We start from the raw sequence: 16,313 nt of genomic DNA on the forward strand, positions 1-16,313 counted from the left end.
TTTAAAATGCCTACTCTTTTAATGCAACAGATGCGTAATATACTTTATCTTTTTGTATTTGACGATACAAAGGTAAATAAGTCAACAAAAATAAGATAAAAACTATAGGAGCAATAAGCCAAATGGCAAATAATAGGTAATATTTAAACATTTTAACTAAAAAAGCCCTTTTTGATGAGTTTTCCTCACTTTTAGTGGTGATTAAATGGGCCCATTTTGAGAAAATGACATTAGCTCTTTTGTCAACAGTAATTAAAAAAGGCTTTATTTTAACAGCGCCTTCTTTTAAAAGCTCATTTTGAAGTGTTTGGTAGTCATTACTGTGCAAATGTTTAGCAATAATATTCCCGAATTTAGTAGAATCATTAATGTCTTTTTGAGATACTCCTGGTTTTGGAAAAATGCCTAAAAAGCGTTTCTTTTTTCCGGAGAACATCCACTGTGCTATGGTTATCACACTTATATGGTTTATGTGTCTGTCTACCAAAGCAATATTGCCAACTAAATTGGCTCCTAACTCTTTAAGTTGGCGTTTCATTTTTTCTTGGGCCATTATCCACATATTTCTACAGCCAATAACAGTTATTACAGAAGTGTTATTAAGTAGTTGTTTGGCTTCTGGAGTTTTTAGAAAAGATGTTGTGGGTAACGATGGTGTTAAGTACCATATGGTGTATCCGAAAATAATTAAATCGTATTTTTTATTTAATATGTTTTCTGGAATGGGCTTAATTTTTTGAGCTTCCTGTTTAAACGTTTTTGGAAAGGCACCGTAAAATTCAGCTTTAGGCCAAGGAAATGGAAAGGGGTTTTCCATTTCAATTTCTAAATGGGTTATATTAACTTCTTTAGCGTTTAAAGGAGAGGTTATATTGTTTAAGATCTCAGTTAATTGCCCGGATTGCGAGTAATGAATAATTAAAACTTCTTTCATCTTCTAAAAACTTATTTTAAGTCGTCCCAAAAATCAAAATAATTAAACCACTGTAAAGGATATTTTTCTAACATCCATGTAACACTTTCAGTATATTCTTTTAATAAGGCTTGTGCGTCCCTATGTTTAGCTTCCGATTTTCTGGCGTATAATTGGTAGTGCCTATTGTTTTCTTTCATAGCGTAGACAAACATAACAGGTGCTTTAAGTCTAGAGGCCAACATAAAAGGGCCAGCAGGAAATTTAGCAGTCTTTCCTAATAATTCTTCTGTTAAATATTTAGATCCTTTAACATAGCGATCTCCTGTAATGCAAACAATTTCGTTTCGTGCTAACGCTGCATTTATTTCAAAAATATGAGATAAGTCTTCTTTTATTATTATGAGGTTAACTCTAGATTTTTCCTTTACACTATCTAAATATTCTTTTATAGCTGTATGTTCCACATCTGTTGTAAGTATGCTAACAGATGTGTTTACTTCTAAATTGCTCAAGAAATATTCAGACACTTCAAAGTTTCCAACATGAGCACTTATTAAAATGCCGCCTTTATTTTCTTTAAGGGCTTCATTTATTAAATTGGAAACATAAGAAACATAAGTGAATTTATGACTTAAACCAGAATTGATGGCAATTTTATCTAGTATGGTTTGTCCGAAAATATAATAACTTCTGTAAATACTTACAAGGCTTTTGAATTTGGAATATTGTAAGCGATGCCGGAAATAATAGTAGATTGATTTAGAACTATTTTTAGAAAAAAAACAGAAATAAGCGGCAACAAAATACAGGATAAAATATACGGCTCTTAAACCTAAATGCTTCATGGAAAATACAAAAATCTTGTATCCTAGAACAGTTCCTCTAGATTTTCCTTGCCATTCAGCAGCCATACATATTTAGTGCTCTTTTTAGCTTAATTTATTTTCGATAAGGTTGTAAAAATCTTGAAGTGTATTTACATTAACAAAGTCCTCGCCAACCAATTTTACTCCGAAATTTGATTCTACAGCAACAACTAAATCAACAAAGTCTAAACTGTCAAGTTCAAGGGCTTCTTTCAAATTTGCTTCGGGAGCAATATTCTCTTCTTCAACTTCAAACTCATCAATAAGAAAGTCGTTTATTTTTTCAATAATAACCTCTTTATCCATTACCATCAGATTGTTTTTTGATTATTAACGCCGAATTTGTTCCGCCAAATCCAAACGAATTGGACAAAAATACATCAATTTTTTTATCTATTGTTTTACTAACTAAATTTAATTTCGATGAATCTTCATCTGGATTCTCTAAATTAATGTTAGGCGCAATAAAATCATGCTGCATCATGAGCATAGAGTAGATTACCTCGCTAGCACCAGCCATCCAACACTCATGACCTGTCATAGATTTTGTTGAGCTCACATAAGGGCCGTTTTTTCCAAATACTTCAAAAATTGCTTTTGCCTCATTAGCATCTCCAACTGGAGTTGATGTGGCATGGGCATTGACATATTGAACGTCTGAAGGGCTTATTTGCGCTTGTTTGAGTGCCATTTTCATAGCTCTTGTAGGACCATCTACATTTGGTGTTGAAATATGCTCACCATTTGATGAAAACCCATAACCAACAATCTCGCCTAAAATAGGTGCACCTCTCTTTATGGCACTTTCATAAGATTCTAAAACTAAACTGGCCGCTCCACCACTAGGCACTAAACCATCTCTATTCATATCAAAAGGCCTGGAAGCTTCTTTCGGGTTTTCAGTGTGTGTTGAAAATACACCTAGACCATCAAAACTGCCCATTGATACGGGATTGATTTCTTGAGCTCCTCCGCAAATAATGCAATCTTGTAAGCCACTTTTTATAAGGTAATACCCCATACCAATAGCATGAGAACCGCTAGCACAGGCAGCACTTATAGTAAAATTTACACCTTTAAGTCTAAAAATGGTGGATAAATTCATGGTAACCGATGAATTCATACTTTTAAAAACACCACCTGAACCTACAAGTGTTGTATCTTTTTTGGCTTTAATAATATCAACTGAATCAACAACAGATTGTGCGGTACTATCATTGCCATAGAGAATACCCACCTCATTAGCATCTAGAAATTCTTGTGAAATTTTAGCATTTTCTAATGCTTCAATTGTAGCAACATAAGCGTACTCACCCTCTTGTCCTAAACTTATTCTTTCTCTTCTAGAAAGCATTGATTTTAAATTAAGTGGCTCTACCATACCGGTTAATGGTGAACGATACCCAAAATCTATACGTTCTTTGTCTATAACAATACCAGATTTACCTTGATATAATGATTCCTTTACTTCGGCGAGGTTCTTACCTATGCACGAGTAAATTCCCATTCCTGTAATAACAACCCTATTCATTGAGTTAAGAGTAGATTCCTCCATTAATATTAATAACCTCTCCAGTAATATAAGAAGCTTTTTTTGAAACTAAAAACGAAACGGCATGAGCAACCTCTTCAGGCTCTCCAAACCTATTAATTGGGATTAGGTTTTTAAGTTCAGCTTCATCTAATTCAGCTGTCATATCCGATTTTATAAAACCAGGAGCAACAGCGTTTACAGTTATTTTTCGTTTGGCAACTTCTTGCGCAAGTGCTTTTGTGGCTGCAACCAATGCGCCTTTTGCAGCTGAATAATTGGTTTGTCCTGCTGTTCCCTTAACGCCCGAAACAGAAGCAATATTAACTATCCTTCCGTAGCGGTTACGTAACATTTTTTGAATGAGATTATTGGTAACGTTGTAGAATCCGTTTAACGAAGTATTTATGACATCTTGCCAATCTTGTTGTGGCATCCACATAAACAAACCATCTTTAGTAATTCCGGCATTATTAATTATCGCTTCAACTACAGCATCTTTGTTGTTTTCTTGCCAGGTGTTTAAGGCCGAATTTACCTCGTCAGAATTTGAAACGTTGAATTTAATAATTTCAGCAGAATTACCATGGGCTTCAACATTTTTAAGAGTGTCTAAAGCGGCCTGCTCGTTTGAATTATAATTAATTAAAATATGATAATCTGTATCTTTTGCTAACTGTTCGCATATTGCCTTGCCAATTCCTCTAGATCCACCAGTTACTAGTGCGCATTTCATGTAAAAAAGTAATTTTTGATTACGGGTTATTTAAAAAGTTCTAAATTTTCAAAAGTCATATTATTGAGAACTTCACCTTTTGTATTGATATAAACCCAAGACTTCTTGTCTTTTACACGAGCTAAACCATTATAAAACCCTTTTTGATTATTTTTTTGAAAGATTGAAAACCCACCAGCTGTAATATCGTATTTGTCTTCAATAACCATTTCGCCCTTATCGTTTATAAAACCCCAAAGTTTAGAGACTTTAACTGGTGCTAAACCATCTTCACTAAATATTTCTGCGTCACGATATTGAAATGGAATAACAACTTCTCCAGAAGCATTTATATAGCCCCATTCTTTACCTTTTAAAACGGGAGCTAAACCGTTAATAAAAGCCCTTGCTTTATCGTACTGCGGTTCAACAATCCAATTGCCTTTGTTATCTATAAAACCTATTTTATCATTCTTTTTTGCATAAGTATTGGTGCCGTTTACAGAAAAATCCCAGATTTTTTCAGCTCCAGGTATTTCTTTAAACTCACCATTTATAATTAAGCCATAAGACTCACCTTTATTGGCAACAACATTACCATTATAATAGTTGCTTACACCGTCATATTCTGTTTTAACAAAATAATTTCCTGAAGCATCTATTAATCCCCATTTTTCTCCTTCAAGTACTTTGGCATATCCATTTTCAAAATTGAAAACTTTTTTAAATTTAGGCTCTACAACTACTTTGCCGTTAGTGTCTATAAACCCTACACCATCATCTTTTCTATAAATAGCGTAGCCGTTTTCAAAGTCATAAAGTTTATCTGATGATATGTTGGTAAGAATAGGTTCTCCGTTAGTGTTAATATAGCCCCAGTTTTTATTGTTATGTACAAGTGCTATTCCAGAATTAAATTCTTTTGTTTTATCAAATTGAGGTTCAATTACCCACTCACCTTTACGGTTGATATAGCCCCATTTTTTATTATCGTTCATGGCTTCAGCCAAATCACCCGAAAAGTTTTTAGCGACTTTAAATTGTGGTTCGATTTCCCATTTTCCAGTTGAGTTGATGTAACCAAACTTTCCATCTGCATTAGCAAGAGCTAATTCTTGGGCAAAGCTAGTTATTACCGTAACTAAACATATTAGTAACAGACATTTTGTTTTCATGATTAATAGCATTTAATGGTTAATTATGTAGTCTTTAACCTTATTGACATAAGGATACATAACTACATCTTCAGTAAATATAGGAACTATATTTCTAATTTCATTATACATCTTTTTAGTTTTTGAAGATACTTGATCTTGAACTTCAAGATGTTCAATGGCTTGTACTATTGTTATGAGCTCTATCGCTAGTACTTCAAAAGCGTTTTCAATTACTTTTTTGGTAATTAAGGCGGCATTGGTTCCCATACTTACAATGTCTTGATTGTCGTTGTTATTTGGGATACTGTGTATGTACATTGGGTTAGACAGCATTTGATTTTCTGCTGTTGTAGAAGTAGCCGTAAACTGTACACCTTGCATTCCAAAATTCAAACCTAATTTACCTAAATTAACGAAAGGAGGTAACATGTCATTCAAACGCGCATTGAGTAAGTAGTTAAGTTGTCTTTCAGAAAGCATACTTAATTTTGTAACTATAGTCTTTAATTTATCCATTTCAAGTGAAACATAATCGCCATGGAAATTTCCACCATGATAGACATGCTTTTTATCCACATCTACTATAGGATTATCGTTAGCTGAATTTACTTCTTCAATTAAAATTCTTTCAATATTATTTAAAGTATCTAATACTGGACCTAGAATTTGAGGCACACATCGTAATGAATAATATTCTTGAACTTTATCTTCAAACACTGAAACATTATCGTTGTTAGAATATAAATGATGCTCACGTTTCCTGGTTAATGAGCTGTCTTTTAAATGTTCTCTCATACTTTCTGCAATAGCACGCTGACCTAAATGTTTTTTGGATTGATTTAACTCATAAGATAAATGGTCATCATAAGCTTTTACGATTTCATTAATAGAAGCCGAACTAGCTGTCATCCAATTTAACAAACGTCTTGAATAAATAGCATTTACAATACCAATACCTGTCATTACAGATGTACCGTTCATCAACGCTAAACCTTCACGTAACTCAACAGAAATAGGTTTTAAACCTTCTTTTTCAAATACGGTTTTAGTTTCTAGCCTTTCTCCCTTGTAAAATACCTCACCCTCGCCAATTAAAACCAAAGCTAAATGCGCTAATTGTACCAAATCACCACTAGCACCAACACCACCATGTTCATAAATAAGCGGAGTAATATCTCTATTAATAAGTTCAGCCATTAATTTAATAACTGAAGAATGCACTCCTGAATGACCTAATGACAAGGTGTTTAATCGCGCAAGCATGGCTGCTTTAACGTAAATAGGGTCAATTGGATTGCCAGTTCCAGAGGCATGACTTCGTATTAAATTATACTGAAGTTGAATACGTTCTGAATCCTTAATTTTGTATTGTGCCATTGGGCCAAACCCAGTATTGACACCATATATAACTTTGTTTTCAGAAAATTCTTTAAGAAAGTTAAAACTTTTATTGACACGCTCAATAATTTCATCCTCAATTTGAATAGATTGGTTTTCAAAAATTACTTTGTAAAAATCCTCTATTCCTAATTTGCCCTTAAATTTTAACATGTATGTTTTTAGTATTATATTTGAACAACTGAAACTCATTCAGTTATTTCCGATTGCAAATTTATAATAATAAATCAATTTATACTACTATACTATGCAGGATGTAAATACAGATGTTTTAATAATAGGAGCTGGTCCTTCAGGTTCTGTTGCTTCAGCCTATTTGCATAACAAAGGGTTAGATATTAAAGTAGTTGAAAAAAGTAAATTTCCACGTTTTGTTATTGGTGAAAGTCTGTTGCCAAGATGCATGGACCATTTTGAAGAAGTTGGTTTATTAAGTGCGCTGAAAGCCGGTGGATTTGAAATTAAAAGAGGTGCACGTTTTTTAAGAGATGATATTGTATGTAATTTCGACTTTAGTAAAAAACATACCAAAGGTTGGGATTGGACGTGGCAAGTTCCAAGAGCTGATTTTGACAATTTATTAGTTGAAGAATTAATTAGAAAAGGTGTAGATATTTCGTTTGAACATGAGGTAGTTGCTGTTGATTTTGATGAAACTGGAAATTCAAAAACTGAAGTGAAAGACGAACATGGAAATAGCTATAATATTCATGCAAAGTTTATTGTTGATTCTAGTGGTTGGGGACGTGTTCTACCTCGATTGTTAGATTTAGACAAGCCATCAACAATTCCAGAGCATTCATCTATTTTTGGTCATGTAAAAGATATCAATAGGCCAGAAGGTGAGGAAGGTACACTTATTACTTTTGATGTATTGAGTAAAGACACTTGGTTATGGGTTATACCATTTTCTAATGGCGATACAAGTATTGGATTTGTTGGTAAAAATGAATTTATAGACTCTTTTGAGGGCACAACAGAAGAGCGTTTGAAAGCTATGCTTAAAGAATCTGATTATTACCACGAACGTTTTAAAGACGCCCCTTTTTTATTCGAACCAAAGAGTATTAGAAATTATTCTTCTGCGGTAAAGCAATTCTATGGTAAAGGTTTTGCTTTAACTGGGAATAGTGCTGAATTTTTAGATCCTGTGTTTTCGTCAGGTGTTACTTTTGCAACAGAATCTGCTTTACAAGCATCAAAATTAATATCAAAACAGCTTAATGGAGAAACAGTAGATTGGGAGGAGGACTATACTAATTATATTAAATATGGAGTTGATGTTTTTGCAACTTATGTAAAGGAATGGTACACAGGTAATTTGCAAACATTATTTTTTCATAGACCAGAAAACCCAGAAGTTAAAAGACAAATTTGTGCCGTTTTAGCAGGCTATGTATGGGATAAAACAAATCCTTTTGTTACTAAACATGACCGTTTAGTTAAAACTATGGCACATATCATCAACATGGAGCAAGAAAAAAGCGAGTCTGTTTAGTACTCGCTTTCTTTATAAAGACACTAAATAAAAGGTCTTATTTCGTGTTTTTATACATATCTTTCACTACTTTTCGTGCTAAAATAATGTAGGCATCTGCAATACGCTGTCCAGAGTTAAAATCGTAACCACCATTTCCAGCGCCTTCTACTTTAGTATAATCTACCGAAAAAATAATGTCGTCAGGGCTATCGTTTTTAAACACATCTATAGTAACCTCAATTTTAGAATTCTTTCTAACTACACCTACATTATAACCAGGATAAATAAATGTTGTGTGAATTCTCATAGTATATTCAGCACTTCCTAAATCTCTGTCAACTTTTACAGCACCATCTTTATACCTGTCGTTAAATGTTTCTATAAATCTTGGCTCATAATACTCTTCTCTATCTGAAAACCAAGAGGCTTTGAATTTCTCACCTGAACCAGGTTCTTTTTCATTTCTGTCAGCCATTTTATCTTCTAAAAAGGCTTCTTCAGAATCATATTTTGGAATTTCTAAATCTGAATAGTCAAATTCAAGAGTGTATTCTGTTATACCTTTTAAATCCATCCAGTCACCTTTAGTGACTTTAGATTTTTGGGCTGCTAGTGATGTAGTAACGAGTAATACTGTAATAAAAAAAATGTTTTTCATGATAATAGTTATTTGATTAAGCACTGCAATATAAAATAACTTTAGTTTTAAATATATACGACGAACTACGTATTTTTAAAATAATGGAAAACAGGTAATAACTAATTAGCCTTAAGAATTCTGAAGTGTTTTCTTTTCCAGATTAGTTAACATTTCATTGGTAATGGCATCCAAGTCGAATTCATGGCTCCAATTCCAGTGTTTTCTGGCTTCATTATCGTCTATACTTTTAGGCCACGAATCTGCAATATCTTGACGAAAATCAGGAGCGTAGGAAATTGTGAAATCTGAGAGCTGTTTTTTAATAGATTCAGCAACTTCTCTAGGTGTAAAACTAATAGCAGCTAGATTGTAAGCCGATCTAATTTTAATAGATTCAGTAGGTGCTTGCATAATGTCCACTGTTGCTTTTATGGCATCATCCATAAACATCATAGGGAGTTCAGTTTCTTCAGTTAAAAAACATTCATAATGGCCATCAGAAAGGGCTTTATGATAAATATCAACAGCATAATCTGTTGTGCCACCACCAGGAAGTGTCTTGTGGCTAATAATACCTGGATAACGAATGCTTCTTACATCAACATTATACTTGTTAAAATAATATTCACACCAACGCTCGCCTACTTGTTTAGTTATGCCATAAACTGTTGAGGGTTCCATAACAGTATATTGTGGTGTATTAACCTTTGGAGTGGTTGGGCCGAAAACGGCTATACTTGACGGCCAGAATACTTTTTTAATAAATCCTTCTTTTGCCAAGTTTAAAACATGAAATAATGAATTCATGTTTAAATCCCACGCTTTCATTGGATATTTTTCTCCTGTTGCACTTAACATGGCAGCCATTAAATAAACGGTATTGATTTCGTATTTTTCAATACATATTTTAAGGCTGGCATAGTCTTGGGCATCTAAAATTTCGAATAAACCAGAATTAACAATATCTAAATTATTATAGCTTATATCGCTTGCAACCACTTGATTGTCGCCATAGATATGTCGTAATTTTGTGGTTAATTCAGAACCTATTTGACCACAAGCTCCAATGATTAAAATTTTCGGATTCATTAATTGAATATTAAAGGGACTTCAAAAATAATAAGATTTTCATGATGTTTCCCTAATTTTAACGTAAAAAAAGAACCAAAAATTAAAGTATTGTTATTATTCTAAAATGAAAGCTCTTAATACAATATATTTGTATTGAAAATTTAAGTTTTTATGCGATTTATTTCTTTTCTAATTATAATACTACTTTGTTCATGCCAAGATTCTAAAAGTGATAGTGTTGAAGAAACTTCATTAAGCTCAACAGTTGAAGTTGTTTCTAAAGACGATGTCCAATCTTTGAATTATACGGAGTTTGTAATAGATGCCAAAGTAGAACGTGCTATTAGCGGTTGGGAAAAATACAATGAGCTTCAAAAAGTAATAGTTGATATTAAAGAAGGGAACTTAACCTTTTTAAGGGATAATAATGAAATTGTTGTTGCCTTAATTCAAGAGTTAAAATCCACTATTCCAGAAAAAGTAAATTCTCCTCATGTTATGGCTAGAATTATAGCTCTGGAAACTAAAATTTTTAAATTAGAAAGCAATGTTAACCTTTCAAATGCCAACAAAGAAAATGTGCTTTATGCTATAAAAGAAGTTCTGGTTGCCTTTTCTAATTTTAATCTACAAATGAACAAAAAGCTGGAAAAAGAATCGCAAAATATCCAAAGACCGCAGTAAACATTTAATAATTAGCAAGTTTAAAAGCATTTTTTTACGATTATCTGCTGTTATTTATATCAATTTGTGCTATTTTTGGAAACCAAATTTATTTTGAATCAAGTCCTAAATTTTCATTTTTAGTTTTTAAGGCTTGCTTCAGTTAAAAAAATTAAAAATGAAAAAGACACTACTTCTAATTTTTGCGCTATCATTTAGTATAACTTTTGCCCAATTCAATCAAGATGCACCTTGGATGAAAGATTTAAATGTGGAGCAAAGGCGAAACTCTAACCCTGTTACTTTTCAAGAAATTGTTGATGCTTTTAATACGTATTGGGAAACTAGAGATCCCAATGTAAAAGGCAGTGGGTTTAAACCTTTTAAACGTTGGGAAAATTATTGGAAAAATTTTGTAGATGAAAATGGTGTATTGCCAACAGAAGAAGCGTTGTGGAATACATGGCAAGATTTTCAGAATGAAAACCAAAACAGAAGAATTGTTGACGAAAGTGATTGGCAACCTGTTGGCCCCTTTACTCATACCAATACTGGATCGTGGTCATCTGGTCAAGGTCGTGTTAACTCCATAATTGTAGATCCCAACAACCCTAACACTTACTATAGTGGTGCACCAGCAGGTGGTTTGTGGAAATCAACAGATGCTGGAACAACATGGAGCACAACAACAGATGCTCTACCTCAAATAGGTGTATCTGGAATTGCTGTAGATTATAATGATTCTAATACTATTTATATTGCTACTGGTGATGATGATGCAGGAGATTCTTCTTGTGTTGGTGTTATGAAATCTACTGATGGTGGAATGACATGGAATACAACAGGATTGAGCCCTGTTAACACACCAGGTTCAATGAACGATATTTATATTCATCCTACTAACTCAAATATATTATGGGTTGCTACAAGTGGTGGTGTTTACAAAACGACTAATGCTGGGACAACTTGGTCAAATTCTAATGGAACAGCTAATTTAAATATTAAGGACATAAAAATTCATCCAACGAATCCTAACATTATTTATGCGGTAACAACTAATCGTTTTTACAAATCAACTAATGGAGGAGATACCTTTAATGTTATTATAGGCCATGGTCTACCTACTTCTTCTGCTAGAATGGTTATTGACATAACACCGGACAATCCAGCTGTGGTTTATCTTTTAGCTGCGAATAACTCTTGGGGTTTTCAAGGCTTATATAAATCTTCTAACGAGGGGGCAGATTTTACTGTTGTTGCCAGTCAAGGTACTGTTGGCGATATTTTTGAGAGCACACAAGCTTGGTATGACATGGCTCTAGCTGTATCTGATATTGATGAAGATGAAGTTTATGTTGGGGTATTAAATGTTTGGAAAACAGGTAATAGCGGATTAACCTTTACTAAAATTAATAACTGGAATGCGCCATTTACTTCAACTTATACTCATGCCGATATTCATTTACTGCGTTTTTATAATGGAAATCTATTTGTTGGGTCAGATGGTGGATTCTATAAATCTACAGACTCCGCTGCCAGTTTTTCTGATTTAACCGCTGGTATGCAAATTAGTCAGTTTTATAAAATTGCTGTTTCAAAACAATCATCAGATAAAATGGTAGGAGGTTTACAAGATAATGGTGGTCATGCTTTTAACAATAATCAATGGCAGAATTACTATGGTGCAGACGGAATGGATACAGCAATAGACCCTAATGATTCAAATGCCTATTACGGATTCACCCAATTTGGAGGCTCGTTAAATATTTCAACTTCTGCTGGTGGTGAATTAAGTAGTCAAGTTAGTTCACCAAGTGGCGAGCAAGGGAATTGGGTTACACCATTGGTTATGAACAGTAATAGTGAATTATATGCTGGTTTTTCAAGTCTATATAAGTTAAACGGTTCAAGTTGGCAGGCAGTCTCATCAAGTTTAGGGACTAATATTGATCAGCTGGAAATAGACGATTTAAACCCAGACAATATATATGTGGCTACTAATAATACACTGCGTAAAAGCACCAATAGAGGGTTGAGTTTTACTAATGTTGAAACGTTTTCTTCAAATATTACGTCAATTGAGGTTAATACAAATGATAGCAGTATTGTTTATGTTACCACTAGTGGTACATCTACAGGTCGTGTTTATAAATCGATAGATGGTGGAAATAATTTCGCTAATATTACAGGTAGCTTACCAAGCGTAACAAAGAATTGTATTAAACATCAAAATTTACATTCTCAAAACCCTTTGTATTTAGCTACAAGTTTAGGAGTTTATCGTTATGACGACACTTCTGGAGATTGGGAATTGTTTAATAACAATCTGCCTAATGTTACAGTTACTGATCTCGAAATCAATGTGTTTGATGATACCATTACAGCATCTACCTATGGTCGTGGAATTTGGCAATCACCAATTCCAGTTGAAATCCCATCAGACGATGTGAAGTTGCTTGAGGTTACAGGATTAACATCATCTGTAAGTTGTGATAGTTCAATTATGGCTCAAGTAAATGTTGAAAACAATGGGCAAAATACCATTAATACCGTTTCGGTTACTTATTTTGTTGATAACACACCAACAAGTTTTGATTGGACAGGGACTATTGTTCCAGGAAATACCCAACTAATTGACATCCCAGAATTTACAGTAAGTAGTGGTTCACATGATTTTTATGTAAGTACTACTGTTGTAAATGACGCTTATGAATTAAACAACAATTCAGAACAGTTTTTAATTTATGCCAATGAATTGGGTACACCTAATCAAGTAAACGAATTTGAAACACCTGAAGAACAATTATTGGTAATCGATGAAGGCACCTCGGGACAATACTGGGAAAAAGGTGTGCCAACAGGCCGGTTTTTAAGTTCCACAAATTCAGGAACTAAAGTATATGGCACTAACTTATCTGGCGACCATGACAATGGTATTAAAAGCTATTTAATTTCCAACTGTTACGATTTAACCAATATATCTAGCCCAGAATTATCATTTTATATGGCTTACGAATTGGAAGAAGATTGGGATATTGTTTATGTTGAGTATTCAACCGATTCAGGAATATCTTGGAATCTTTTAGGGTCGGCAAACGATCCAAATTGGTACAATAGCGATACTACAGCCGGAGAGAACAATACATGTTTTAACTGTCCTGGAGCACAATGGACAGGAATAAGTTTCCAAATGCAGGAGTATGTTTATAGTTTAACCAACTTTACAAATGAGTCTAATATTATGTTTAGAATTGTGTTCCATTCTGATGCTGCTGTTGTTGAAGAAGGTGCTATAGTAGATGATTTTGTGGTTCGCGGTACGTTAAGTACAGATGAGTTTTCTGCAGATGCATTCAGCATTTATCCAAACCCATCAAGTAGCGTATTTAATATTAAAATGAAACAAGCTAATACGTTTGATTTTGAAGTGTATAATATTTCAGGGCAACGCATTATGCAAAATAGAAATATAAATCCATCAGGGGACAGCTATGCTTTAGACATGAGTAATTATGCTTCCGGCGTTTATTTCTTGAGACTAACGTCTAACAAAGCAACAGTAACTAAAAAGCTTATTTTGAATTAAAAATATACTTTTATATTTGCTCATAAGCGTCTTCTAATTCAGAAGACGCTTTTTTTATCTTAATGTTTTGTTAATCTGCTATAAAACATGGTTTTCAAGACCTAAATAATAGTAAATTAGGGTTCGAAAATTAAACACAAACTTATGAGAACTAATTTAAAAAACATGTCATTTTTAAGTGCTGTAGTCTTTTTGGGCTTGGTAGCTTGTAAAAATGATGCTAAAGAAGAAACAGCTATTGTTGAAGAAGAGGCTATTCCAGGAATTAACATGGATTATGTAGATACTTCAGTAAAGCCTAGCGAAGACTTCTTTAAATACGTAAACGGAAAATGGTTGGAAACCAATGAAATTCCAGACGATAGAACATCTTGGGGAAGCTTTGCCGAGTTACGCAAAAAAACAGATGCCGACGCATTAAGTATTCTTGAGTCAGCAATGTCTGACAACAAAGACCTCGAGAAAATTCAAATCTTACCAGGTTCAGATCAAGAAAAAGCAGTACACTACTACCAAACCATAATGGATACTGTTGGCAGAAACGAACAAGGTTTGGACCCAATTAAACCTTATTTAGCCAAAATTGAAGCCATCCAGAATATTGAAGACCTTCAAAATTATATGATAGAAATGGAACCCGTTGGAGGTGGAGGCCTTTATGGTTTTGGAGTTGGAGCAGACCCTAAAGATAGTAACAGGAATGTTGGTTATTTAGGAGGTGGTAGTACAGGTTTGCCAGATAGAGATTATTATATAAAAGATGATGAAGACTCTAAAGAAAAGCGCAAAATGTATGTCGATCATATTACACGTATGTTGCAGTTTTTAGGTGAAGATGAAACGAGTGCAAAACAAGAAGCAGAACAAATATTAGCTTTTGAAACTCGAATTGCAGAAGCTAAAATGGATAAAGTAGATCGTCGTGATGCGCGTAAGCGTTATAACCCAAGATCTATTGAGCAAGTTCAAGATATGGTTCCGGCTGTAGATTGGAACAAGTTTTTTAACGGTATTGGCGTAAAAGAAATCGATACGGTTATTATAGGTGATATCAATTACTTTAAGACGCTGCAAACTATCCTTGCTGAAAACAATGTATCCGATTGGAAAGCTTATTTGCGCTGGAACGGTTTTAGAGGTTCAGCAGGATTTTTAAGTACCGATATAGAAAAGGCCAATTGGGAGTTTTATGGCCGTGATTTGAATGGTGCCAAAAAGCAACGTGCAAGAGACGAGCGTGCTTTGGCAGCATTAAATGGTACAATTGGTGAGGCTTTAGGTAAATTATACGTGGACAAAATGTTCCCGCCTGAAGCGAAGGTAAAAGCAGAAAACATGATTAAAAATGTGATTTTAGCTTTCGAACATCGTATTAATAATCTGGATTGGATGAGCGAAGAAACCAAAGCTAAAGCCATTGAAAAATTAAGAGCGACAAAAATTAAAATAGCCTATCCAGATAAGTGGAAAGACTATTCGGCATTAGAAATAAAAAGTGTTGAAGAAGGTGGTTCATATCTACAAAACAATATGAATGCCAGAGAGTGGAACTTTAAAAAGGATTTAGATAAATTAGGAAAACCAGTAGATAAAAGCGAATGGTACATGGCACCACAAGTTGTGAATGCTTATTTCAATCCTGCTTTTAACGAAATTGTTTTTCCAGCAGCTATTTTACAGCCACCATTTTACAATTATAAAGCAGACGACGCCGTAAATTACGGTGGAATAGGAGCGGTTATTGGTCATGAAATATCGCATAGTTTTGATGATTCTGGAGCACGTTATGATAAAGATGGAAATTTGAATAACTGGTGGACCGATGAGGATTTAGAGCAATTTGAGGCTTTAGGAGCTGCGTTGGCAGACCAATATAGTGCTATTGAAGTATTACCAGATGTAAACATTAACGGTAAATTTACTTTAGGAGAAAATATTGGTGATTTAGGTGGTGTTTTAGCAGCTTATGATGCCTTGCAAATGAGCTTTGAAAAAAATGGTAGGCCAGAGAATATTGATGGTTTAACACCAGAGCAACGTTTCTTTATGAGCTGGGCAACTGTTTGGCGTATTAAAATGCGTGACGATGCCTTGAAGACTCGAATTAAAACCGACCCACACTCGCCAGGAATGAATAGAGCAGTGCAGCCACTTTTAAATGTTGATGCGTTTTATGAGGCCTTTGATATTAAAGAAGGCGATAGCATGTATATTGCTCCAGAGAAGCGCGTACGAATTTGGTAAATTGTGATTTCTTTACAATAAAAAAAGCAGCTTTTAAAGCTGCTTT

General features: G+C 34.0%; 13 protein-coding genes. 4 read left to right on the forward strand and 9 right to left on the reverse strand.

The annotated features are described in order from the left end of the window. Positions 1 to 10 precede the first annotated feature (10 nt). Genes MTX13_RS07300 through MTX13_RS07330 form a run of 7 tightly spaced genes read right to left on the reverse strand, consistent with a single transcriptional unit; the run spans position 11 to position 6,736 of the window. A complete protein-coding gene (locus MTX13_RS07300; RefSeq protein ID WP_250433818.1) occupies positions 11 to 934 on the reverse strand; it encodes a dialkylrecorsinol condensing enzyme DarA in 924 nt (307 codons plus the stop codon). An 11-nt stretch (positions 935 to 945) separates the two neighbouring features. After that, positions 946 to 1,827, reverse strand: a complete 882-nt coding sequence (locus tag MTX13_RS07305; RefSeq protein WP_250433819.1) for an LpxL/LpxP family acyltransferase — start codon at positions 1,825 to 1,827, stop codon at positions 946 to 948. Between the two features lie 18 nt (positions 1,828 to 1,845). Further along, entirely contained in the window at positions 1,846 to 2,088 is a 243-nt protein-coding gene (locus MTX13_RS07310) for an acyl carrier protein (protein ID WP_223032175.1), read from the reverse strand. Beyond that, positions 2,081 to 3,313 (reverse strand): beta-ketoacyl-[acyl-carrier-protein] synthase family protein, encoded by a 1,233-nt coding sequence (locus tag MTX13_RS07315; protein WP_250433820.1) that lies wholly within the window; start codon positions 3,311 to 3,313, stop codon positions 2,081 to 2,083. Before MTX13_RS07315 ends, MTX13_RS07310 begins: the two co-directional genes overlap by 8 nt. A 4-nt stretch (positions 3,314 to 3,317) precedes the next feature. Continuing rightward, the gene (gene fabG / locus MTX13_RS07320) at positions 3,318 to 4,049 is read right to left on the reverse strand and encodes a 3-oxoacyl-ACP reductase FabG (protein ID WP_250433822.1); all 732 of its coding nucleotides are present in this window, start codon (positions 4,047 to 4,049) and stop codon (positions 3,318 to 3,320) included. 26 nt (positions 4,050 to 4,075) lie between these two features. Further along, on the reverse strand, positions 4,076 to 5,203 hold the full coding sequence (locus MTX13_RS07325) for a WG repeat-containing protein (RefSeq protein ID WP_250433823.1): 1,128 nt from the start codon (positions 5,201 to 5,203) through the stop codon (positions 4,076 to 4,078). Between the two features lie 12 nt (positions 5,204 to 5,215). After that, complete coding sequence (locus tag MTX13_RS07330) at positions 5,216 to 6,736, reverse strand: HAL/PAL/TAL family ammonia-lyase (RefSeq protein WP_250433824.1); 1,521 nt, start codon at positions 6,734 to 6,736, stop codon at positions 5,216 to 5,218. 94 nt (positions 6,737 to 6,830) lie between these two features. Between MTX13_RS07330 and MTX13_RS07335 the strand changes: the two genes are divergently transcribed. Continuing rightward, positions 6,831 to 8,081 (forward strand): NAD(P)/FAD-dependent oxidoreductase, encoded by a 1,251-nt coding sequence (locus tag MTX13_RS07335; RefSeq protein WP_250433825.1) that lies wholly within the window; start codon positions 6,831 to 6,833, stop codon positions 8,079 to 8,081. A gap of 37 nt (positions 8,082 to 8,118) precedes the next feature. Here MTX13_RS07335 and MTX13_RS07340 read toward each other — a convergent pair whose 3' ends face one another. After that, the gene (locus tag MTX13_RS07340; protein WP_250433826.1) at positions 8,119 to 8,721 is read right to left on the reverse strand and encodes a hypothetical protein; all 603 of its coding nucleotides are present in this window, start codon (positions 8,719 to 8,721) and stop codon (positions 8,119 to 8,121) included. A gap of 111 nt (positions 8,722 to 8,832) precedes the next feature. Beyond that, complete coding sequence (locus tag MTX13_RS07345) at positions 8,833 to 9,792, reverse strand: NAD-dependent epimerase/dehydratase family protein (protein ID WP_250433827.1); 960 nt, start codon at positions 9,790 to 9,792, stop codon at positions 8,833 to 8,835. Between the two features lie 153 nt (positions 9,793 to 9,945). On the opposite strand from MTX13_RS07345, the gene MTX13_RS07350 reads away from it, so the two are divergent. The 3 genes from MTX13_RS07350 (at position 9,946) to MTX13_RS07360 (ending at position 16,267) form a co-directional block, all read left to right on the forward strand. After that, positions 9,946 to 10,458, forward strand: coding sequence for a hypothetical protein (locus MTX13_RS07350; RefSeq protein ID WP_250433828.1), 513 nt, complete (start codon positions 9,946 to 9,948; stop codon positions 10,456 to 10,458). A 157-nt stretch (positions 10,459 to 10,615) separates the two neighbouring features. Next, complete coding sequence (locus MTX13_RS07355; protein WP_250433829.1) at positions 10,616 to 14,023, forward strand: T9SS type A sorting domain-containing protein; 3,408 nt, start codon at positions 10,616 to 10,618, stop codon at positions 14,021 to 14,023. Between the two features lie 144 nt (positions 14,024 to 14,167). Beyond that, complete coding sequence (locus MTX13_RS07360; protein WP_250433830.1) at positions 14,168 to 16,267, forward strand: M13 family metallopeptidase; 2,100 nt, start codon at positions 14,168 to 14,170, stop codon at positions 16,265 to 16,267. Positions 16,268 to 16,313: the final 46 nt, after the last annotated feature.

Source organism: Hanstruepera flava (assembly GCF_023634025.1).
Classification (GTDB): domain Bacteria; phylum Bacteroidota; class Bacteroidia; order Flavobacteriales; family Flavobacteriaceae; genus Hanstruepera; species Hanstruepera flava.